Source organism: Methylobacterium sp. Ger2507 (assembly GCF_055231875.1).
In genome coordinates this window covers 1,092,136-1,114,097 of record NZ_JBUYVC010000001.1, presented here as the reverse complement: position 1 = coordinate 1,114,097, position 21,962 = coordinate 1,092,136, and the positions used below count along the sequence as shown (strand labels likewise).

Below are 21,962 nucleotides of genomic sequence, written 5' to 3'. Positions count from 1 at the left end.
GTCACGGTGGCCTAAGTCAGAAGGCTTTCGGCGAGGGTTTCGCCGGGAGCCTTTTTTTCATGGTCGCGTCGTGGTTCGTCGTCGCATCGAAATTTGTGACCGGGCGATGCCGCGAGGTACGCCGCATTCCGGAATCTCCCCGCGCCAAACCTAACATAAAGCAACGGGAACGGGTGCGGCGATGCAACGCCCGCGCGCTTCAGCCGTTGCTTGGACAGTCCGACTTTCACGTACCCGTGTGCGGCCGTCCAATTCCCGATCGATGCGAAGGAGTTTTCCCATGGCCGGTGACCTCCCCCCTGATCCCGCCCTGCCGGAGCCGGTGCGGGATCACCTCGGCCAGCAGCTGCGGTCAGTCTTCACCACCGACGAGGTCGTGCCTCAGTATCTCGGCGATCCGATGGTTCCCGAAGCCTTCGAGCCGCAGATCAAACGCCTCGAGGTCCGCCTGAAGACCCATGAGGAGGGTACGGGTGCCGTCGAGCAGGCCCTCGAAGATTTCCTTGGGGCAGACCTCTTGCCGGCAGGAGACGTTTTGCCAGGAGGAAACCTCTTTCCAGCAGGAAACCTCTTGCCAGCAGGAAACCTCTTGCCAGGAGACGACCTCGTGGCCGGCGAAGATTCCCTTCCGGGACAGGATCGCTCCGGTCGCAAGCCCGGCTTCGGCGAGGCCCGGTAGAAGCCGACGCGGCTCAGACCGCAGGTTTCGTCGCCAGGATATCGCGAATTTCGGCGAGCAGCTTCACGTCCGCCGGCACTTCGGCCACCGTCTCGGGCTTGGCCTCTTCCTTGCTGACCAGGCGGTTCATCGCCCGGATGACCAGGAACAGCACGAAGGCCACGATCATGAAATTGAGCGCCACGGTGATGAACTGCCCGTAGCCGATCACCGCGCCCTGCTTCTTGGCATCGGCATAGGCCGCGCCTTTCTGCACGCTCGACGACAGCGGGAGGTAGTAGTTCGAGAAGTCGAGACCGCCGGTAATCGCGCCGATCATCGGCATGAACACGTCCTGCACCGCCGACGTGACGATTGCCCCGAAGGCAGCGCCGATGATCACGCCGACGGCGAGGTCGACGACGTTGCCGCGCAGTGCGAACTTCTTGAATTCCTCGAGCATCAACCGGTCTCCGCTGGATTTGACCTGCAGGACGACGTCAGGCCGCGTGCAGCTTAGTCGAAGACAACCGCTGCGCGACAGCGCCGCCGGTCAGATGTCCACGGCCGGATCGCGCGCGGGTTTCAGCATTTCGACGGCATCGTCGGCAGTTTCCGCTGAGGCTGAGCCATATGCTTCCGCCCTGGCCCGGCGGCGATACTGCGCCGCGCCGATCGGCAGGGTGACGAGGTAGCCCAGCGCCAGCGCCACCATCGCCTCGAACGGGAAGCTGATGAACAGGCCGAACCCGGCCACCACCACGAGGAAGATCGGCAGCACCCAGTCGCGGGGGACGCGCTTGCCCATGGTCTTGCCGGAAAAGGTCGGCACGGTGGAGACCACCAGCAGGGCGATGCACAGCATGTAGCCCAGCACCACGGGCGCCGCCCAATGCTCCATCGGCAGCCCCAGGAAGTTCAGGTAGAGCGGCAGCATCGCGGTGAGCGCCCCGGCGGGCGCCGGCATGCCGACGAAAAAGTCCTTCTTCCAGGCCGGGCGGTTCGGATCGTCCAGCATCGCGTTGAAGCGGGCCAGCCGCAGCGCCATCGCGATGGCGAAGATCAGGGCCACGATCCAGCCGACCGAACGCAGGTCCTTGAGAGCGAAGCCGTAGAGGATCAGCGCCGGTGCACAGCCGAAATTGACGAAGTCCGCCAGGGAATCGAGTTCCGCCCCGAAGCGCGAGGTGCCTTTGAGCATCCGCGCCACGCGCCCGTCGATACCGTCCAGGAAAGCGGCGGCCACGATCGAGATCACGGCCGGCTCGAACTTGCCCTCGAAGGCGAGCCGGATCGCGGTCAACCCGAGGCAGAGCGCCATCAGGGTGATCATGTTAGGCGCGATCATCCGGAACGGCACCGGCTTGAAGCGGCGCGGGCGGGGCTCGTTGGCGTCGGGCGCGAAGGGCGGAAACAGATCGTCCATGGGATGCCTCAGATGCGGCGGAAGACGCGCTCGGGGCCGCCGGCGAGATCGGCCAGCACGGTCTCGCCGGCCACCGCCTTCTGGCCGAGCCCGACGAGCACACGGGTGCCGACCGGCAGATAGACATCGACGCGCGAGCCGAAGCGGATGAGGCCGAAGCGCTCGCCGACGTTCAGGCTGTCATTGGCGTGGACCCAGCCGACGATGCGGCGGGCAACCAGACCGGCGATCTGGACCACGCCGATGCGGAGCGGCTCGCCCTTGTGCGTCGTTTCCATCACGAGGCCGTTGCGCTCGTTGTCGTCGCTGGCCTTGTCGAGCTCGGCGTTGAGAAACAGGCCCGGGGTGTAGTGGATTTGGCCGATGCGGCCGGTGACCGGCACCCGGTTCACGTGACAGTCGAACACGTTCATGAACACCGAGATGCGCAGCATCGGCTCCTGCGGCAGGTCGAGTTCCGGCGGAGGCAGCACTGTCGAGATCAGATTCACCCGGCCGTCGGCGGGGGAGACCACGAGGCCGTCGCCCACCGGGGTGATCCGCTCGGGATCGCGAAAGAAGTAGCATACCCACAGGGTCAGGATCAGGAAGATCCAGCCGAGGAACTGCGCGAAGTAGGCTCCGATCACCGTCAGCACGATGCCGATGACGATGAAGGGATAGCCCTCCTTGTGAATCGGCACGAGCGTCCGGCGAATCGTCTCGAGGAGGTCGGTCATGGGTGTTTTCGGAGCGCTCTCGTCTGATGGGCGGGCCGAAGCCGCCCCGGCCGGGGCCTTCTCATAAGGCACGCGGGCCGATCCGTCATACGGTTTCCGATCAGGGACGCACGAGGCGTCCCGACGCGGTTTCCGATCAGGGACGCACGAGGCGTCCCGACGCGGTTTCCGATCAGGGACGCACGAGGCGTCCCGACGCGGTCTTCGATCCGGGACGCGCGAGGCGCCCGCGGACCGAAATGGCGAACCCGTCAGCCCTCGGCCTGCACCAGGGGCGCCAGGCGCGTCAGCCGCAGGGCGATGACGAGGGCGAGCCCGTAGAGGGTCGCGAAGAACGCCACCACGCCGACCCAGCCGGAATGGTCGAAGAACCAGCCGCCGGCCGTGCCAAGCACCGAGGAGCCGAGATAGTACAGGCACAGATAGATCGACGAGGCCTGGGCCCGGTCGCGCAGGGCTCGCCGGCCGACCCAACTGCTCGCCACCGAATGCGCCCCGAAGAACGCCACCGTGACCAGGACGATGCCGACGATGATCAGGGCGAGATGGCTCGACAGGGTCAGCCCGACGCCGACGAGCCCGAGCAGGATGGCGAGCCACAGCACCTTGCGCCGCCCGAGCCGGCTGGCGATTTCGCCGGTGAGGGCCGAGGAGACGGTTCCGAACAGGTAGACCACGAAGATCGCCCCGATGGCGCTCTGGCTCAGGGAGAACGGCGGCTCCAGCAGCCGGAAGCCGATGTAGTTGTAGATGCACACGAAGCCGCCCATCAGCAGGAAGGCTTCGGCGAAGAGCCAGGGCAGGCCGGGATCGCGGAAGTGGTGGGTGAAGGTGCCGGGCACGTCGCGCCAGCGCATCCGGTTGGCCCGGAAGCGGCGCGAATCCGGCAGCAGGTAGACGAAGGCGATGGCGGCCAGGAGCGCCAGCAGCCCGATGGTGCCAAGGCCCCAGCGCCAGGAGGCATGGTCGGCGATGATGCCGGCCAGCAGCCGCCCGACCATGCCGCCCGCCGCATTGCCGCCGATGAGCAGGCCCATCGACAGGCCGATGGCGCGCCCGTGCATTTCCTCGCCGAGATAGGCCATCGCCACCGCGGGCAGGCCGGACGCCGCGAGCCCCGTAAGGGCGCGCAGAGCCAGGAAGCCGTGCCAGCTCGGCACCAGGACGGCCACGATCGTGAGAAGGGCCGAGGCGAACAGCGACGCCACCATGATGGGCTTGCGCCCCCACACCTCCGAGAGCGGACTGACCACCAGGAGCGCGATCGCCAGCATGGCGCAGGGCAGCGACAGGGCGAGGCTGCTCTCGGCCGGCGAGACGGAAAAATCATCGGCGAAGACCGGGAGCAGCGGCTGCACTCCGTAGAGCACTGCGAAGGTGGAAAACCCGGCGGCGCCCAGGGCGACGGCGGTGCGACGGAAGGCGGGCGTTCCTGCCTCGATCAACCGCTCGCTCGCCTCGTCCATGCACGCTCCTGCGGGGTCGGCCCGGAGACCCGGACACCACGTTCTCGGCGCAGAGGGTCCCGCCGGCAGAAGGCAGGCTCCTCAATCCTCCGCAGCCGCCCCGGCTATATAGGCCGGTGCGGCGATCGGGAAACCGCCGCACCGGATGCGGCGTCCTAGGCCGCCCGGACCGTGGCGAGGAAGCGGGCGACCTCGGCGCCGAGATGCTCGGACTGGCGCGAGAGTTCGCTGGCGGAGGACAGCACCTGGGCGGCCGCGGCGCCGGTCTCCTCGGCGGCCCCCGCCACGCTCGCGATATTGGACGTCACCAGTTCGGTGCCGACCGCCGCCTGCGAGACGTTGCGGACGATCTCCTGGGTGGCCGCCCCCTGCTCCTCCACCGCCGCCGCGATGGTGGTCGACACTCCGCTGATCTCGCGGATCCGGTCGGTGATGCCGCCGATGGCCGTGACCGCCTGTCCGGTCGAGTCCTGGATCTGCCCGATCTGGGTTCCGATTTCCTCGGTGGCCCGGGCGGTCTGGTTGGCGAGTTCCTTCACCTCCGCCGCCACCACGGCAAAGCCCCGGCCCGCCTCGCCGGCGCGGGCTGCCTCGATGGTGGCGTTGAGCGCCAGCAGGTTGGTCTGGCCGGCGATCGTCGAAATCATCGCCACCACGTCGCCGATCCTGGTTGCGGCCGTGCTGAGATCCTGCACCAAGGTGGCCGTCCGCTCCGCCTCGCCGACCGCCGCCTGCGCGAGGTTGGCGGAGCCGACGACCTGACGCCCGATCTCCTGCACGGACGAACCGAGTTCCTCGGCCGCCGCCGCCACGGTGCTGACGTTCGAGGCAGCCTCCTCGGCGGCGGCGGCCACCATGGTGGATTGGCTGGCGGTCTCGGTCGCGGTGCCGGACATGCTCTGGGCCGTTGCCTCCAGTTCGGTCGCCGCCGACGTCACCTGGGTGATGATGCCGCTCACGGCGCTCTCGAAATGATCGGCCATCCGCTGCATCCCGAGCCGGCGCTCCTCCTTCACGGCCAACTCGCGCGCCTCCTGTTGCTGCCGCAGGGTCTCCGTCTCCAGCAGGTTGTCGCGGAAGACCGCCAGGGCCGCGGCCATCGCGCCGATCTCGTTGCGGCTGGACGAGTAGGGTATCTCCCTCGCCAGATCGCCGCCCGCGACCGCCGCCATCGCGCCGGTGATCCGGGCGATCGGACGTGTCACGCCGTAAAGGACGAACACCGCACCGCAGACGCCGATCAGGAGCGAGATGCTGCCCACCGCGACCGTCAGCCAATAGGCGTTGTGATAGTTGATCTTCGAGGCGGCGTCCGCCTCGACGGCTCCGCGGTCGTTGTGGGTGACATCGTCGTCGATGACCTTCATCAGTTCCTGGTAAGCCGGCCGCGTCATCTCGAACGCGTCGACCATGGCGTTCTGGTCACCGGCCCGGAACGAGGCGAGAAACGCGGCGCGCCGCTCGTCATACTCGGCGTAGCGCTTGGCGATGTCGTCGGCGATCGCCCGCTCCTCAGAGCTGGCGATGAAGGGCTGATACGTCTTCAGAGCCGTTTCGACGGCCTTCTCGCGTTCCGCATTGAGCTTTTCGAGCGACGGCGCCGATTCGCGCCCCATGACATACCGAGCATCGACAATCCGTAGATTCGTGACGGCGAATTTGATTTCGCCCAAGCTTCGAACGCTCGGCATCAATTCCCCAGAAATTTTCATCGAACTTGCCCGGATTCTCTCCAGGCTTGTGATGGCTATCCCTCCCTGAATGACCAAGGCGGCGATGATGGAACCGATGATCGAGATCAACATCCACTTCAGCTTGATAGCCATGATCTTTTATCACCTTCTAATATTCTGTCATATCTGCATTTTCCAGAACATAACAGGCCCCTAAAGACCATCTAAATTGAAACTTTATCAATTAAAAAATCGATAATCCGGACTAGATCACCGACAAGGATCACCGCTTTATTCCGCCCCCGGATCGTGGTGATCCGCGTCCCCCGTCCGTCGGTTCGCAGCCTGCGGATTCCCGGGGGAGCGATCCTGCGGAAGGGTCGAGAGGATGAGGGCAGCGCGGGAGCGATTCGAACGGATCAACACCCAGGCGCAATGGACCTCTCGCGGGCAGGCCCCAGAACGGAACAGGCCGGCTCGCGAAGGGAGCCGGCCTGGAAGTTCCGTCGAGATGGCCTGCGTGCCCCGTCCGAGACACGGCTTCACAGGATCGTTCGGATTCGTCGCGTCCGGCCGATCAACCGGCGAAACGGGGTCGGAGAGACGAGCCGGCGTGCAGCGCTCAGGCCGCCCGGGTGGTGGCGAGGAAGCGAGCGACCTCACCGCTGAGCCGCTCGGACTGTCGCGACAGCTCCGAAGCCGAGGCCAGGACCTGGGACGAGGCAGCGCCGGTCTCCTCCGCGGCGCGGGCCACGGTCGAGATCTTGTCCGTCACCTGACCGGTGCCCACGGCTGCCTGGGCCACGTTGCGGACGATCTCCTGGGTGGCCGCCCCCTGCTCCTCGACGGCCGCCGCGATGGAATTGGCCACGCCGCTGATCTCCTGAATCCGGGTCCGGATGTCGCCGATGGCCGATACGGCCTGGCCGGTCGAGGCCTGGATGCGCGTGATCTGATCGCCGATCTCTTCGGTGGCCCGGGCGGTCTGGTTGGCGAGCTCCTTCACCTCGGCCGCCACCACGGCGAAACCGCGGCCCGCCTCGCCGGCCCGGGCCGCCTCGATCGTGGCGTTGAGCGCCAGCAGGTTGGTCTGCCCGGCAATGGTCGAGATCATCGCCACCACGTCGCCGATCTTGGTCGCGGCCATACTGAGATCGCCGATCAGCGCAGCCGTCTGGTCCGCCTCGCCGACCGCGATCTGCGCCAAGGTGGCGGAACCGTCGACCTGGCGTCCGATCTCCTGCACGGATGAGCCGAGTTGCTCGGCCGCCGCCGCTACGGTGTTGACGTTCGAGGCCGCCGCTTCCGCCGCCGCCGCGACGCCGCCCGATTGCTGCGCGGTCTCACCGGCGGTCCCCGACATCATGCCCGCCGTCGCCTGCAGCTCGGTGGCCGCCGACGTCACCATGCCGACGATGCCGCTGACCGCCTGCTCGAAACCGTCCGCCAGTTCGTGCATCGTCGCCTTGCGTCGTGCCGCGTTGGCGGCCTCGAGGTTCGCCTGCTCACCCCGCATGTGCTCCGCCTCGACGAGACCGTCGCGGAAGATCGCGAGGCACGCCGCCATCTCACCGATCTCGTTGCGGTTCGTCGCATGGGGGATTTCGATGGTGAGCCGGCCCTCGGCGATGGTCCGCATGGCGCCGGTGATGCGGGTGATCGGACGGGTGACGCCCAGGAGTACGAAGAGGATGCCGCCGAGGCCGAGCAGGACGGAGCCGCCGCAGACCACCAGCGTCATCCAGATCGCGGTCGCATAGGTCCGCTCTGCGGTTGCCTGCGCAGTCAGGGCGCCCTGATTGTTCAAATCCGCATCGCGATCGACCGTCGTGATGAGTTGGTCGAAGACGGTCCGCGAGCGCGCGAACAGGCTCTCGGCACTCGGGATGTCACCGCTCCGCAGGAGAGCGGGAAAGCCGCGACGAAGGTCCTCATACCGTGCGAAGGTGCCGACGATGTCGGTCCACAGCGCCTTTTCCTCGGGGCTGCTGATGAGAGTCTCGTAGGTGCGCATCGCGGTGGCGACGGCCTGCCTGCGCGTGGCCTCGACCTGCAGCAGCTCGGCCGGCGCTTCCTTCCCATGCATATACCGGGCGTCGAGCAGGCGCAGCCGCGTCAAACTGTACTTGAATTCACCTAAGGCGCGCACGCTCGGAAGCCAGTTAGCCGCAATATCCACTACTCCAGAATTAACAGTGCGAATGTTTGCAACAGCAAACCACCCCTGCGCACCAAGACCCAGCATCATGACTGACAGGATCGTGATCAGTGTTGACTTGAGAGACAGTCGCATCGACGGAGGGGCGCATTGGAAATGCTATCCGGCCTGCGGCGCACAGGAGGGACAGGTCGGCGAAGACCACTATTCCCTATGGCGCCGAACTAAACATTTGATGAATAGAGCCGGCTTTTCCAATTCTTCCCGCCGCGTCGTGCCGATAGCGCTCCCCTTTCTCCAATCCATCGAAGACTGGCCGATGCGGGCGCGGAGCGGGCGACCGGAGGCTTTCGGACCCCGGTCGCCGCATCCTGGTTTCAGCGTGGAGGCGCCGCCTCGCCCTGCTGCTGGATCAGCGGCGTGATACGGCGGACGGTCACCCGCCGGTTCTCGCGCGCGGCGTTCTGCGTGTTCACCTTCAGGTTCTGCTCGCCATAACCCTGCGTGGTCAGGTTCTCGGGCGGCACCTGGAAGGTCTGCGTCAGCACGGTGGCCACCGACTGCGCGCGGCGATCGGAGAGCGAGAGGTTGTCGACGTCGGCCCCCACCGCGTCGGTGTATCCCTCGATGAGGAACACCTCCTGCGGATTGGCCTTGATCGCCCGGTTCATCGCCGCCGCGATGGTGGCGAGGCGCGCGGCCTGATCCGGCGTCACCGTGAACGAGCCGGTGTCGAAGTTGATGGTATCGATGTCCACGCTGCGCATGCGGGCGCGCAGCTGCGGGCTGTAGCGCACCTGATCGAGGGTGTAGCGCCGGTCGACCGCCACCACCGGCGGGGCCGACAGGGCTTCGTAGACGGCACCCTCATCCGCTCCGTCGTAATCGACCACGTAGCGATTGCGGGGGATGCGGATGTCCGGCGGCGGCAGTTCGACCACGTCGTCGTAGATCGGCCGGCGCACGCCCCCGCCGAAGCTGTTGTCGATGATCACGACCTCGCGCCCGTCCCGGAAGCGGCGGGAGCGGCGTACGAGACGGCCGTCATCATCCACGATGGTGACGATCTGCTCGCCGCCGGGGCGGTCGAGATACGTGATGGTGTCGCCGCCGCGCCGTTCGCTGCGATAGGCCCGCCGGTCCAGATCGCGGAAACGCTCGTTCTCGTCGTGACGGATGAAGTAGGTGTCGCGATCGCGCACGATGATGCGGCCGGGCTCGCGGATGTAGGTCCGCCCGCCTTCCGAGAACTCGCGCCGGTCGCGGCGGACCTGATCGTAGTCGCGGACATCGTCGTCATCCCGGAACCCGCCCGGCACGTAGCCCGGGCGCCCCGGCGCGTTGAAGCCGGTGCGAGGCTCGCGCCGTTCGAAGGCGTCCCGCCGCTCGCGGTCCTCTCGACGATCGTCGATGCCTCCGGCGCGTGGATCACCGGAATCACGGCGATCGACACCGTCGCGCCGGGTCTCGGCCGGCCGGGAATCGGACCGAACCGCATCGTCGCGATTCAGCTCGCGGGATCCCTGGGCGGGACCGTCCCGGTCAGGGCGGGATTCGACGGGATTCGCACCCGCACCGGGACGCCCGTCCGGACGCTGCGGGTCCGGGTTCGGAGCACCCGGCGGCGTGAACGGACGGCCGGGTACGCCCGGCCGGGCATTCGGGGCGACCGGTGCCGGCGGATTGGCGTCCGGGGCGGGTGCACGCGGCTCTGCGGGCGGGTTCGGGCGCGCGGGCTGCGTGGCTCCCGGGACGGTCGGGCTGGCGGGGTTCGCCGGATTGCGGATCTCGGGCGCGGTCGGTGTCGGAGCCGGGGCTTGGCGAAGCTGGGGTTGCGCGGGGCGGGCGGGTTCGGATGCGGTGGGACGCTCGGGTGCATTCGGCCGCTCGGGAGACCGCTCGCGTGCGGCCGGCGGCGCACCGGAGCGCTCGCCCGGCGCTTCGGAACCGGGCGCGCGACGATTCTGCGTCGGATCGCGATCGGGTGCCCCGCCGCGCTCCTCCCGCGCCGGGCGATCTTCACGCGTCGGGCGCTCCTGGCGCGGCTGCGGACGCTCCTGGCGCTCCTGGCGCGGCTCCGGGCGCTCCTGGCGCGGCTCGGGGCGCTCTTGGCGGGGTTCCGGGCGTTCCTGGCGAGGCTCGGGACGGGGTGCCGAACGCTCGGGGCGGGGTTCGGGACGCTCTTGGCGCGGCTCCGGGCGTTCCTGGCGCGGTTCAGGGCGCTCTTGGCGAGGCTCGGGACGGGGTGCCGAACGCTCGGGGCGGGGTTCGGGACGCTCCTGGCGCGGCTCGGGTCGATCTCGACCGCCCGGCGGTTGGCCTCCGCGCGGCCCTTCACCACCCCGAGGTCCTTCACCACCCCGAGGTCCTTCGCCACCCCGAGGTCCTTCGCCCGGCCCGCCTTGGGCCAGCAGGATCGCCCCGCCCGGGACGGTATCCGGCCGAGCAGAGCTGGGTCCGGACAGCAGGAGCGCAGGGAGAACCGTGCCGGTCAGCAGGAGGTGGCGGATGCGCCGCATCGAAGGTCACTCACGTCGTTGATGTGGCCTTCGGAACAGAATGCGAGCCGGATGGTTCCCGATACCGAGCATGGCCGTCCGCCTCTCCGGACGGCTTGGCGTCAGGGCGCTCGGCCCCGGATCTCCCAGCCCCGGAGCTCTTGGAACCGGGGCTCTTGGAACCGGGGCTCTTGGAACCGGATCTTCTGACCTCGGATATCCTGGCGTTATTGCACGCCCTGGCGCGTCGCCGTCGAGAACAGGTTCGGGGCGATGATCCGCACCGGCTGGCGCTCCTCGCCGGCGGCCGGGCTCGTGGCGGCTGGTACCGGCGCAGCCGCACTGTCCGTCGCCCCGGCGGCACGGCGGCTGGCGACGTCGGCCGCGAGTTCCGCGGCGGTCTTGTCGGCCCGGCCCACCAGGGTGAGGCGCACCTTGGGCGGACGCGACAGGGCCTCGGCCTGCATCGGCGTGACGAAGATGTCGCCCTTGTGCCGCACCAGCATGCTCTCGGCCTTGACCAGCGACTGCGCCCAGGTCTGTCCCTCGCGCTTGCACGAGCAGTTCGGCGTGAAGGACGTGCGGAACTTGAAGGCGTTCGGCAGGGCCGTGTAGGCACGGCTGCCCTTCAGGGTTGCGGCCTGCTTGAGGGCCTCGTCCCCGTGGGGCATCGAGTAGGCGGCGGCCTCGGCCCCGGGGCAGAGCGCCTGGCACAACTCGTCCGCGCCCTCGCGCCCGTCCGGAAGATTGTTCATCGGAAAGTAGGCGCCGTCGCAGGTGCGGACGCAGACCACCTGCGAGCCACCCCGCGCACGCGCCTCCCCGGCCGGCCCGTCGGCCTTGAGGAGGGTGCGGCTCGCCGCATCGGTGCAGGTGGCGGCGATGGCCTCGGTCAGCTGCCGGCGGCGGGCGGCCGTGACCTCGCCGTTCTCGGCGCCGTAACCGGCATTGAGGGCGCGGATGCGCTGCTCGACCGCGCCGCATTGCGGGGGGCGGGAATCGAAGAACAGGAACTTGCCACCCTCGCAGCTGAGCGTGCGGTAATAGGCGTTCAGTCGCCCGATCTCATTCTGCAGCGCCCGCGCGGTGCTGGCTCCGTCGCTGAGGCTCGCGAGTTCGGAGCGGTAGCGCAGGCAGGCCGCATTCTGCGCCTCGGCGGCCCCCGTCATCGCCAGGGCGACAGGAAGGGCGGCAAGGACGCCGGCGAGCACCCGGACGAGCGTGCGGATCTGGAGAGGGATCAGCGGCATGGCCTGATTGCGAAGGATGGCGGGACGCCGCCGCACGGAATCCGACGGCGGATCTCGGCGAAGCGATGGCGAACGAGGACAACACACGTTACTTAGCGACCCTCGCACGGCGGCGACACCCTTCCCACATGCGCCCCGAACAAACCGAGGGGAATGATACGATGATGTGGCTTCGGGGTCTCACAGGCTGCGCGCTGGCGTTGGGGCTCGGCCTCGTCGCACATCCGGTGCGGGCGGACGATGCGGATCGCATCTTCGACAAGTCGACCGTGTGGCGCCCGCTCACGCCCAACGACAAGCTGGTGGTCTACGGGATCGACGATCCGTCCGTAGCCGGCGTCGCCTGCTGGTATACGCAGCCGGAGAAGGGCGGCATCAAGGGCACGCTCGGCCTCGCCGAGGATGTCTCCGACATTTCGCTGGCCTGTCGACAGGTCGGCCCGGTGCAGTTCAAGGAGAAGTTCAAGCAGGGCGCAGTGGTGTTCAGCGAGCGGCGCTCGCTGATCTTCAAGTCGATGCAGATCGTGCGTGGCTGCGACGTCAAGCGCAATACGCTGATTTACATGGTCTATTCGGACAAGGTCATCCAGGGGTCACCCAAGAACTCGACCTCGGCCGTGCCGCTGATGCCCTGGGGCACCGAACCGCCGCCGCGCTGCGACGCCTTCATGGAGAAGTAGACCGCCTGTGGAGGCCGGCCCCGTGGCGGGGTCGGCGACCAGGCGCAAGAGCGTCGGTGGAGGCGATCAATCCTGGCACGTGATCCGGATCGGGCGCTCGGCGGGCTTCACCACCGGGGCGGCCGGGATCGCGCCGGTATACTCGTCCTGGGCAGCGACGCCGAAGGAACCGGCCGAAGCGAAGCCCTGGGCCTCGCACCAGGCATTGGCCACCACCTGCCCGCAGGCGCTGTCGCCGTTGGTGAGGCAGTCGCCGACACCGTATCCCTCGCTCGACGGGATCAGGAACGTCTTCTCGACGGTGGCCGGCACCTTGGCGGGGTTCTCGCCGTCGCCGGCAGCCAGGGCGACGTGTGCGGTCAGGGCGAAGGCGAGGAGAGCGCCGAGATGGGCGGTCACGCGGCGCATGGGCAGAACCTTGCTGATGTCGGAAGCGTCTGAGGCGAAAACTTCACGGCACGGGGTTAACAAACCCTTTCTCCGCGACAGGGTTTTCGACGAATGCCGGTTCGGCGTCGTTCTCGAATTGCTCATGGATTTGAGGTAGCGCAGGACGTGCCGTCAGGCCGTCGCCTCAGCGCAACAGGTCGCCGGGCGGAAGGCGGCGACGATGTGGCGCCGGCTTGGCCTGTCGCGGCAAAAGCTGCGAGATACCAACGCGGTGCGGGTCTCACGCTCGGACGGGCCGGGTGGGGGTCCGGGACGCAAGGGACGATTCAAGGGAAGATTCATGGCCTCGATGTTGCGGCTCTACAACACGCTGACCCGCGAGAAGGCCGTCTTCACGCCGATCGATCCGACGAACGTGCGGATGTATGCCTGCGGCCCGACGGTCTACGATGCCGCTCATATCGGCAATGCCCGGCCGATCATCGTCTTCGACCTGCTGTTCCGCCTGCTGCGCCACCTCTACGGCGAGGCGCACGTCACCTACGCGCGCAACGTCACGGATGTGGACGACAAGATCAACGCGCGGGCGGCCGAGCGCGGCATCACCATCCGCGAACTCACCGACGGGACGCTGAAGTCCTTCCACGCCGACATCCGCGAACTCGGCGTGCTGATGTCGGAGGATGTGAACGTGGCGGGTCAGCGCCCGCGCTTCATCGAGCCGCGCGCCACCGACCACATCGCCGAGATGCACACCATCATCACCGGGCTGGTGCAGGCCGGACATGCCTATGTGGCGGCGGAGCACGTGCTGTTCGACGTGCCCTCGATGCCGGATTACGGCGCGCTCTCGAAGCGCCCGCTGGACGAGATGGAGGCCGGCGCCCGCGTCGAGGTCGCGCCCTACAAGCGCTCCCCCCTCGACTTCGTGCTGTGGAAACCCTCGAAGCCCGGCGAGCCGTCCTGGCCCTCACCATGCGGGATCGCGGCGCCGGGCCGGCCGGGCTGGCACATCGAGTGCTCGGCGATGTCATGGCGGCACCTCGGCGAGCGCTTCGACATCCATGCGGGCGGCATCGACCTGATCTTTCCCCACCACGAGAACGAGGTGGCACAGTCCCGCTGCTGCTTCGGAACCGACGTGATGGCCCATGTCTGGCTTCACAACGGCTTCCTCCAGGTCGAGGGGGAGAAGATGTCGAAGTCGCTCGGCAACTTCATCACCATCCGCGACGTGTTGAAGGACTGGCCTGGCGAGGTCGCCCGGCTCGCCATGCTGAAGACCCATTACCGCCAGCCGATCGACTGGACCCTGCGTGGCCTCGAAGAGGCCGCGCGGATGCTTGAGCGCTGGTACGGACTCGTGGGCGATGGCGCGCCGGCGCCGGCGCTCCCCGAGACGGTGCTGGAGCCGCTACTCGACGACCTCAATACGGCTGCAGCGCTCGCCGAGTTGCACCGCCTCGACGATCCGGCGGCACTCAAGGCCGGTGCGAACCTTCTCGGGCTACTCACGCAGACCAAATCCGCCCGCGACCAGGGAACGATCCAGGCGGCTGGGATCGACGTCGCCCGCGTCGAGGCCCTGATCGAGGCCCGACGCGCGGCCCGGGCCGCCAAGGACTGGGCGGCCTCGGATCGTGTCCGCGACGAACTCCTCGCGCTGGGCATCGCCGTCAAGGACGGCAAGGACGGCACGACCTGGAGCGTCGTGACCTGATCAGGTCACCGCGACCTGATCGGTCGCCGCGACGCCCCTCGGTCAGAACCGCTCGGCCACCAAGGCCTCGGCGGCCGGAGCGGGTTCGACGGACCCGGCCGCGTCGCGCAGGAGGCCGACCACGTCGGCCGCCTCGGTCGCCACGAGGTAGCTCAGGTCGAGCCCTTCCCGGATGAAGCCCTGCGTTCGCATGTGATCGAGGAGGGTCAGCAATGGGGTCCAGAAATCCGCCACCGAGAGCAGCAGGATCGGCTTGTTGTGCTGGCCGAGTTGGGCCCAGGTGAGCTGCTCCACCAGCTCCTCCAGGGTGCCGATGCCGCCCGGCAGGGCCACGAAGGCGTCGGAACGCTCGAACATCAGCCGCTTGCGGGTGTGCATGTCCTCCACCACGATGGTCTCCTGGATCTCTTCGAGCATGCGCTCGCGCGATTTCAGGAAATCCGGAATGATGCCGGTGACGTGGCCGCCATGGTCGAGGACCGCGCGGGCGACTGTGCCCATCAGGCCGACATTGCCCCCGCCATAGACAAGGCCGATCCCCGCCTCCGCCAAGGCCTTGCCCAGGGTCACGGCCGCCGTGGTGAAGGCCGGATCGCCCCCGAACCCCGAGCCGCAATAGACGCAGACCGTCCTCAACCGAGCCATGCCGGGCCTCTCTGATGCGTCGCAACCAGGACGGACCCGTCCCTGTCCACGAGCCAAACTGCTGATTTTACGGAAGATCCGGCCATGCGACGGCGGATGTGATTTGGTGTTCCGATCATGTTCGCTAATATGTCGCCATCAATCGCCGGTTTGTCGACGGGCTCGATCCGGCGACGACGGTGTTTCGGCCGCCGCGCCGGTCGACGAGGGAGTGGGGTGTCATGAGGGCGGAGTTGCGACGGAGCATCTTCCTGGCCTGCGTGGGGCTTCTGGCGGGCTTCGCCCTCGTGGTCACCCTCTATGGCGCGAGCACCTTGTTCAAGCGCAGTGTCGAGGGCACCGACCGGGACCGTGCAGCCCTGGCGGCGGCGCCCACCGGCGCGACGCGGGAAGCCCGGCCGGGAGCGGTCGCCGGCTCGAGCGCCCAGGCCGAGCCGGACCCGCGCCCCGGGGAGGGGGCGTCGCCGGCGGGAAAGCCCCCGGCGGCGCGGGCGGTCCGGCAGCCCCCGGCGCCGGGACTGGGCGCCTCCGCCGGGACAGAGGCGCCGACCTTCGACATCATCCGGGTCGAGCCCAACGGCGAGACAGTGATCGCGGGGCGCGCCGCGCCCAACACCACCGTGGAGTTGCTGCGCGACAACGCGCCGATTGCCCGTGCGCTCGTCGATCCCTCCGGCCAGTTCGCTATCGTTCCCCCGGCGCTCCCCGTGGGCAACAGTGAGATCACCCTGCGGGCCTCCAGCGCCGATGGGCAGGAGCGCGTCTCGCGGGACAGCGTGGCAGTGGTGGTGGCCCCCGATCGTCGGACCAAGCCCCTCATCGCCCTCACCTCCCCCGATAAACCCACCATCGTGCTCTCCCAGCCGGATCCGGTCGCGACGGCCGCAGCGCCAGGCTCCGGCGCGGCGGAGTCCCGCCAGGCCGAAGCCCGAAGCGCCGCTGCGGACAACCGGCTCGCAACGACCATGCCCGGCCCCGGGGGCCAGAATGTCCCGGGCCTGCAGCAACGGGCGGACACGGGCACCGAAGCCAAGTCGGGCCAGCCGGGCGCGGCCGCGCCGGACCCCACGGCCCCGCTCAAGATCGTCAGCGTCGAGGCGGAGGATGGCGGCCGCCTCTACGTGACCAGTCAGGCCCCGCCGGGCGCGACCGTGCGGCTCTACCTGAACGACGCCCTGGTGGCGCCGGGCAGCGTCGGCGCCGACGGTCGCGTAGCGTTCACGATCGGGCGCGGCGTCCAGCCCGGCGCGTACACGATCCGGGTGGATCAGGTCGACCCTGTCTCCGGCAAGGTGAAGACCCGTTCCGAGGTGCCCTTCACCGTCCCGGTCGCCGCGAAGCCCGGAACACCGACCGCTTCGGCCTCGCCCGCACGGTCCCCCGGTGCGAAGCTGGCCCAGGGGCCGGCGGTTCCGGCCCCGGGAACGCCGGGGACGCCAGCAGCCCTTCCGGCAGCGATGCCCCGAATGGCCGTGGCCAAACCGCCCGCTCCTCCCGAATCGGCAACGCCCGCCTCGCAGGCCCCTGCCGGCCGCGCGGAGGCGTCGGATACGCCGGCCCGGGCCGCCACGGAACGAAGCCCCTCGGTCTTCGTGCCGGAGGTCGGGACGGCACGGATCATCCGGGGCGACAGCCTGTGGCAGATCAGCCGGCGCATCTACGGCACGGGCACCCGCTACACGGTGATCTACGACGCCAACCAGCCGCAGATCCGCAACCCGGACCTGATCTATCCCGGGCAGATCTTCGTCCTGCCCGGCGACGGGACCGCGGCGGTGCCGCAGACCGACCCGCGGGGCTGAGGCGCTAAGGCCCCGGTTCGAGCCCCTATTCCGCCGGTTCCGACGCCAGCACCGGGCGGGCCTTCGGGACCGGCAGCACGTCCTCGCTGCGCTGGAGCACCTCCAGGGCGGCGTCCGCTTCGCGCTGACGGCTCCACATCGAGGCGTAGACGCCGTCCCGCTCCAGAAGCGTGCCGTGGTCGCCGCGCTCGACGATGACGCCCTTGTCGAGGACGATGATCTCGTCGGCATTGACCACGGTGGAGAGACGGTGGGCGATGACCAGGGTGGTGCGGCCCTGGCTCACGGTGTCCAGCGCATCCTGGATCTCCCGCTCGGTGAAGGAGTCGAGGGCCGAGGTCGCCTCGTCGAGGACGAGGATCGGCGGCCCTTTGAGGATGGTGCGCGCGATGGCGACGCGCTGCTTCTCGCCGCCCGAGAGCTTGAGCCCGCGCTCGCCCACGGGCGTGTCGTAGCCCTCCGGCAGGGCGGAGATGAAGCGGTCGATCTGCGCCAGCGAGGCGGCGGCCCGGACCTCCGCGTCGGTGGCGTCCCACCGGCCGTAGCGGATGTTGTAGCCGATGGTGTCGTTGAACAGCACCGTGTCCTGCGGGACCATGCCGACCGCCGCCCGCAGGCTCGCCTGGCGCACCTGGGCGATGTCCTGACCGTCGACGAGAATGCGGCCCGTCTGCGGCTCGTAGAACCGGAACAGCAGGCGCGACAGGGTCGACTTGCCCGCACCGGAGGGGCCGACGATCGCCACCGTACGGCCGGCGGGCACCTCGAAGCTGACGCCCTTGAGGATCGGCCGGGCGGGATCGTAGGCGAAGCGCACGTCCTCGAACCGCACCACGCCGTCCGAGATCGCGAGCGGCAACGCGCCCGCCCGATCGGCGATCTCCGGGTTGCGGTGCAGGATCTGGAACATGTCGTCGATGTCGATCAGGGCCTGTTTGATCTCGCGGTAGATCATGCCCATGAAATTGAGCGGCATTGAGAGCTGCACCAGCATGGTGTTGACGAGCACGAAGCCGCCGAGCGTGGTGCGCCCGGCCATGATGTCGCGCGCGGCCAGCCACATCACGATGGTCATGCCGATGGTGAAAATCACCGCCTGTCCGGCGTTGAGCACCGCCAGCGAGACGTACGTCTGCGTCGAGGCCTTTTCGTACTTCGCCATTGAGGCGTCGTAGCGCTCCGCCTCGCGCTGCTCGGCCCCGAAATACTTCACGGTTTCGAAGTTCAGCAGCGAATCGACGGCCTTGGTGTTGGCGTCGGTGTCGGAATTGTTCATCCGGCGCCGGATCTCGATGCGCCACTGCGTCGCCTTCCAGGTGAAGGCGAGGTAGGCCGCCACCATCACGAACACCACCACCGAGTAGATCCAGTCGAACTCGTAGGCGAGCACGCCGATGACCAGCAGGAACTCGACGATGGTGGGCACCAGCGTCAGCACCATCAGGCGCGACAGCTCCTCGATGCCGCCGCGCCCACGCTCCAGCACGCGGGTGAGGCCGCCGGTCTTGCGCTCCAGGTGAAAGCGCAGGGAGAGCCGGTGCATGTGCTCGAAGGTCTGCAGGGCGAGGCGGCGCACGGCGTGCATCGCCACCTTGGCGAAGAGCCCGTCGCGCACCTGCGTCAGCCCGGCCATGAGGATGCGGGACAGGCCGTAGAGGCCGATCAGCAGCATCGGCGCGGCGAACAGCCCGGTGGGGATGGCCGCACCCGGCTTGGGGTCGGTCAGCGCCACCAGGGCGTCGGTGGCCCATTTGAAGGTGAAGGGCGTCACCATGGTGACGAACTTGGCGACGATCAGCAGGCCGAAGGCGAGGAAGACGCGCCGCTGCAGATCGGGCCGACCATAGGGCCACAGATAGGGCCAAAGGCGACGATAGGTGGCCACGAGGCCGGGCCGCGCGGACGGCTCAGGCCGAACCGGGGCCGCCGGGGCGGGGTCGGTGCTCATACGGATCAGGGGCTCGGGATGAAGATGGCGTCGAGCCCGCATATAGGCGCCCCGGGCCGCCGGTGACAGTCACCTGGTCGAGCGGGAGCATGCACCCGGTCGAGCGGAGCGGGCAGCTGGCCGAGCGGAGCGGGTGTGCGTGCGCTGCAGAGGCGCGCCCGATCACCCCTCGCCCGAGAGGCGCCGTGCCACCGCGTCCCGTCCGATCAGCGGCAACAGGCCGGCGAGATCCGGCCCGTGCTCCAGCCCGGTGATCGCGAGGCGCAGCGGCATGAACAGCGCCTTGCCCTTGGCCCCCGTGGTCGCCTTCACCGCCCCCGTCCAGGCCTTCCAGGTCTCCCCGTTCCAGGGCTCGTCCGGCAGCAGCGCGGCGGCGGCCCCGATGAAGGCCGGGTCGGCGATGACGGGAGCGACCGGGCCGGCGACCACGCGCCACCAGTCGCCCGCCTCCGAGACCTTGGCCAGGTTCGGCTGCACCGCCTCCCAGAATGCTTCGGCGCGCTCCGCCGGGATACCGAGATCCGCGAGCCGGTCGGCCACCTCCGTGTAGGGCATGGCATGGACGAGGCGGGCGTTGAGCCCGTCGAGTTCATGCGGATCGAACTTCGCCGGCGCCCGCGAGATCTGGGCGAGGTCCACCAACCCGGCAAGCTCGTCGAGGCTCGCCACGGCACGGACCGATTCGGCCGATCCGGTGAGCACTGCCAGCGAGCGCACGGCGCCGGGCTCGTAGCCGGCCGCGCGCAGGCCGCGCAGCGAGAGATGGCCGAGGCGCTTGGAGAGCCCCTCCCCGTCCGCCGTGGTCAGCAGGTTGTGGTGCCCGAAAATCGGGATCGCGCTGCCCAAAGCCTCGAAGATCTGCACCTGCACGCCCGTGTTGGTGACGTGGTCCTCACCCCGGATCACGTGGGTGACGCCCATCTCGGCATCGTCGACCACGGAGGGCAGGGTGTAGAGGTAGCTGCCGTCGGCGCGGATCAGCACCGGATCGGAGAGCGAGGCGCAATCGACATGGGCGGGGCCGCGCACGAGATCGTCCCAGGCCACGGTGCGGGCATCGAGTTTGAAGCGCCAGTGCGGCGTGCGCCCCTCTGCCTCCAGGGCGGCGCGCTCGGCCTCCGAGAGAGAGAGGGCGGCCCGGTCGTAGATCGGCGGCTGGCCACGCCCGAGCTGGCGCCGGCGCCGGCGTTCCAGCTCTTCCTGCGTCTCGTAGCAGGGATAGAGCCGGCCCAACGCCTTCAGGCGTTCGGCGGCCGCGTCGTGGATCGCGACCCGGTCGGATTGCCTCGCGAACAGGTCGGGCACGATCCCGAGCCAAGCGAGATCCTCGGCCACGGCGTCGGCGAAGTCTTGCGTCGAGCGCTCCCGGTCAGTGTCGTCGAGCCGCAGCAGGAAGCGGCCGTGCCGCGCCCGCGCGAACAGGGCGTTGAGCAGGGCCGGCCGGGCGTTGCCGATATGCAGGTAGCCGGTGGGGGATGGCGCGAAGCGCACGAGGGGTGCGCCGGCTGGGAGCGTGTCGGCCTGGGGCGAGGTGGCGTGAGTCATGAGGCGCCCTCTAGACCATTTCGCCGGCCCTGAGGACTCCGACGGCGGGCGAAAGCCTCAGCCCCGGGTGCCCCATCTCACGCCCATCCGGCTCGGCGCGTTCGAATCCGGTCCCAGAGCCGGGCCGCTGCCGCTGCGCGGCACGAAGGGCTTCGGTGTCAGGGTCTCGGGGATGGCGCTCTCGAACTCCTGCACCTTGGCGAACTGGCCGGCCTTGCGGAAGCGCCAGAGGTAGCCCGGCACCACCGCCTCCATGGCGGTGGGCTGGAGGCCGATGCCCTCCAGGGTGCGGCCCTCGGCCTTGGCGGCGTCCGACACGACGTTGTCGCTCTGGAGCAGAATGACCTGGTCGCGGGTGAGCTTGAGACTGTCCGGCAAGAGGCCGAGGGTCAGGGTGTCGACCACCTCGAGAGCGCGGGCCTGGAGCATCGCGGCCGGCTGCGGCAGGCCGAGAACCACCCGCTTGCGCAGCGTGACCTTGAGCATGTAGCGCACCAGCGATTCCAGGGTCTCGACCTCGGGACCGCCGAGTTCGTAGACCTTGCCGGCGGGCACGTGGCCCTCGACGGCCCGGGTTACGGCTTCCGCGACGTCGGCCACGTAGACGGGCTGGAAGCGGGACCCGGCCCCGGCCAGGGGCAGCACCGGCAGCGCCCGGGCCAGCGAGGCGAAGCGGTTGAAGAAGCTGTCGCCGGGCCCGAACACCAGGGAGGGCCGCAGGATCACGAAGGGACCACCGGCCTCGGCCACCTTGGCCTCGCCGAGAGCCTTGGTGCGGGCATAGTGCGAGGACGAATGCGCGTCGGCGCCGATGGCCGAGACGTGGACCAGGGGCGCACCGACGGCCGCGGCCGCCCGGGCGATCTCGCCCGCTCCTTCCGCCTGCAACTGCGAAAAGCTCTGCTTGCCGGTCTCCTGCAGGATGCCCACGAGGTTGACGACGATATCGGCCCCGTGGACCGCCCGGGCGATCGACTCGGGGTAACGCAGATTGGCCTGGACGGCGACGATCTGGCCGACCTTGCCGAGCGGCTGCAGGAACAGGGCGAGATCGGGCCGGCGCACGGCCACCCGGATACGGTAGCCGCGCTTGGCGAGCGCCCGCACCACGTGGCGCCCGAGGAAGCCCGATCCGCCGAACACGGTGACGAGCTGCGAGGCGGGGCGGGTCAGGGGAAGGGTCTCGAAGCCGGTCATCGCTCTCTGGGTCTCGAAAAGCGGCCCCTGCGCGCCGTGCCGCACCCCTGAGCGGGGCGACGGACCGGCGCCGGTCCTTAGCCTGTTGCAGCGTATCTAGAACACTTCCATCGCGGACGGGAGATCGCCCGGTGAATTTCGCCCCGGGCTGTTTTCGCAAGGCTAGTCCTGCGGGACTGTTCCTGGG

The 21,962-nt window shown here is 68.9% G+C and carries 16 protein-coding genes and 1 pseudogene; 4 read left to right on the top strand and 13 right to left on the bottom strand.

The window, feature by feature from the left end:
- Nucleotides 1–262 precede the first annotated feature (262 nt).
- Nucleotides 263–511, top strand: a pseudogene (locus ACV7NL_RS05135) (hypothetical protein); the annotation flags it as partial.
- 181 nt (nucleotides 512–692) lie between these two features.
- Here ACV7NL_RS05135 and mscL read toward each other — a convergent pair.
- The 8 genes from mscL to ACV7NL_RS05095 form a co-directional block, all read right to left on the bottom strand.
- Nucleotides 693–1,121, bottom strand: a complete 429-nt coding sequence (gene mscL, locus ACV7NL_RS05130; protein ID WP_056187966.1) for a large conductance mechanosensitive channel protein MscL — start codon at nucleotides 1,119–1,121, stop codon at nucleotides 693–695.
- Between the two features lie 90 nt (nucleotides 1,122–1,211).
- The gene (locus ACV7NL_RS05125) at nucleotides 1,212–2,084 is read right to left on the bottom strand and encodes a CDP-alcohol phosphatidyltransferase family protein (RefSeq protein ID WP_463355100.1); all 873 of its coding nucleotides are present in this window, start codon (nucleotides 2,082–2,084) and stop codon (nucleotides 1,212–1,214) included.
- Nucleotides 2,085–2,092: 8 nt separating this feature from the next.
- Nucleotides 2,093–2,803, bottom strand: coding sequence for a phosphatidylserine decarboxylase (locus ACV7NL_RS05120; RefSeq protein ID WP_056187959.1), 711 nt, complete (start codon nucleotides 2,801–2,803; stop codon nucleotides 2,093–2,095).
- A 251-nt stretch (nucleotides 2,804–3,054) separates the two neighbouring features.
- Nucleotides 3,055–4,269, bottom strand: coding sequence for an MFS transporter (locus ACV7NL_RS05115; RefSeq protein WP_056485903.1), 1,215 nt, complete (start codon nucleotides 4,267–4,269; stop codon nucleotides 3,055–3,057).
- A gap of 155 nt (nucleotides 4,270–4,424) precedes the next feature.
- The gene (locus ACV7NL_RS05110; protein WP_463355099.1) at nucleotides 4,425–6,095 is read right to left on the bottom strand and encodes a methyl-accepting chemotaxis protein; all 1,671 of its coding nucleotides are present in this window, start codon (nucleotides 6,093–6,095) and stop codon (nucleotides 4,425–4,427) included.
- Between the two features lie 469 nt (nucleotides 6,096–6,564).
- Nucleotides 6,565–8,235: a methyl-accepting chemotaxis protein gene (locus ACV7NL_RS05105; protein WP_463355098.1), complete on the bottom strand. Its 1,671-nt coding sequence runs from the start codon at nucleotides 8,233–8,235 to the stop codon at nucleotides 6,565–6,567.
- A gap of 242 nt (nucleotides 8,236–8,477) precedes the next feature.
- A complete protein-coding gene (locus ACV7NL_RS05100) occupies nucleotides 8,478–9,419 on the bottom strand; it encodes an OmpA family protein (RefSeq protein WP_348772980.1) in 942 nt (313 codons plus the stop codon).
- 1,406 nt (nucleotides 9,420–10,825) lie between these two features.
- Entirely contained in the window at nucleotides 10,826–11,848 is a 1,023-nt protein-coding gene (locus ACV7NL_RS05095) for a DUF2865 domain-containing protein (RefSeq protein ID WP_082504170.1), read from the bottom strand.
- A 161-nt stretch (nucleotides 11,849–12,009) separates the two neighbouring features.
- On the opposite strand from ACV7NL_RS05095, the gene ACV7NL_RS05090 reads away from it, so the two are divergent.
- Nucleotides 12,010–12,528, top strand: coding sequence for a CreA family protein (locus tag ACV7NL_RS05090; RefSeq protein ID WP_056187942.1), 519 nt, complete (start codon nucleotides 12,010–12,012; stop codon nucleotides 12,526–12,528).
- A gap of 66 nt (nucleotides 12,529–12,594) precedes the next feature.
- Here the strand turns inward: ACV7NL_RS05090 and ACV7NL_RS05085 are convergent, their stop codons facing one another.
- Complete coding sequence (locus ACV7NL_RS05085) at nucleotides 12,595–12,936, bottom strand: hypothetical protein (RefSeq protein WP_463355097.1); 342 nt, start codon at nucleotides 12,934–12,936, stop codon at nucleotides 12,595–12,597.
- A gap of 322 nt (nucleotides 12,937–13,258) precedes the next feature.
- On the opposite strand from ACV7NL_RS05085, the gene cysS reads away from it, so the two are divergent.
- Nucleotides 13,259–14,638, top strand: a complete 1,380-nt coding sequence (gene cysS / locus ACV7NL_RS05080; protein WP_463355096.1) for a cysteine--tRNA ligase — start codon at nucleotides 13,259–13,261, stop codon at nucleotides 14,636–14,638.
- A 42-nt stretch (nucleotides 14,639–14,680) separates the two neighbouring features.
- On the opposite strand, the gene ACV7NL_RS05075 is transcribed toward cysS, so the two are convergent.
- The gene (locus tag ACV7NL_RS05075) at nucleotides 14,681–15,283 is read right to left on the bottom strand and encodes an LOG family protein (RefSeq protein WP_056187932.1); all 603 of its coding nucleotides are present in this window, start codon (nucleotides 15,281–15,283) and stop codon (nucleotides 14,681–14,683) included.
- Nucleotides 15,284–15,504: 221 nt separating this feature from the next.
- On the opposite strand from ACV7NL_RS05075, the gene ACV7NL_RS05070 reads away from it, so the two are divergent.
- Nucleotides 15,505–17,085, top strand: coding sequence for a LysM peptidoglycan-binding domain-containing protein (locus ACV7NL_RS05070; protein WP_463355095.1), 1,581 nt, complete (start codon nucleotides 15,505–15,507; stop codon nucleotides 17,083–17,085).
- 25 nt (nucleotides 17,086–17,110) lie between these two features.
- On the opposite strand, the gene ACV7NL_RS05065 is transcribed toward ACV7NL_RS05070, so the two are convergent.
- The 3 genes from ACV7NL_RS05065 to ACV7NL_RS05055 form a co-directional block, all read right to left on the bottom strand.
- Complete coding sequence (locus tag ACV7NL_RS05065; RefSeq protein ID WP_463355094.1) at nucleotides 17,111–19,033, bottom strand: ABCB family ABC transporter ATP-binding protein/permease; 1,923 nt, start codon at nucleotides 19,031–19,033, stop codon at nucleotides 17,111–17,113.
- 162 nt (nucleotides 19,034–19,195) lie between these two features.
- Nucleotides 19,196–20,578, bottom strand: coding sequence for a glutamate--tRNA ligase (gltX, locus tag ACV7NL_RS05060; protein WP_463355093.1), 1,383 nt, complete (start codon nucleotides 20,576–20,578; stop codon nucleotides 19,196–19,198).
- A 57-nt stretch (nucleotides 20,579–20,635) separates the two neighbouring features.
- Nucleotides 20,636–21,775: a complex I NDUFA9 subunit family protein gene (locus ACV7NL_RS05055; protein ID WP_056485878.1), complete on the bottom strand. Its 1,140-nt coding sequence runs from the start codon at nucleotides 21,773–21,775 to the stop codon at nucleotides 20,636–20,638.
- Between the last annotated feature and the right edge of the window lie 187 nt (nucleotides 21,776–21,962).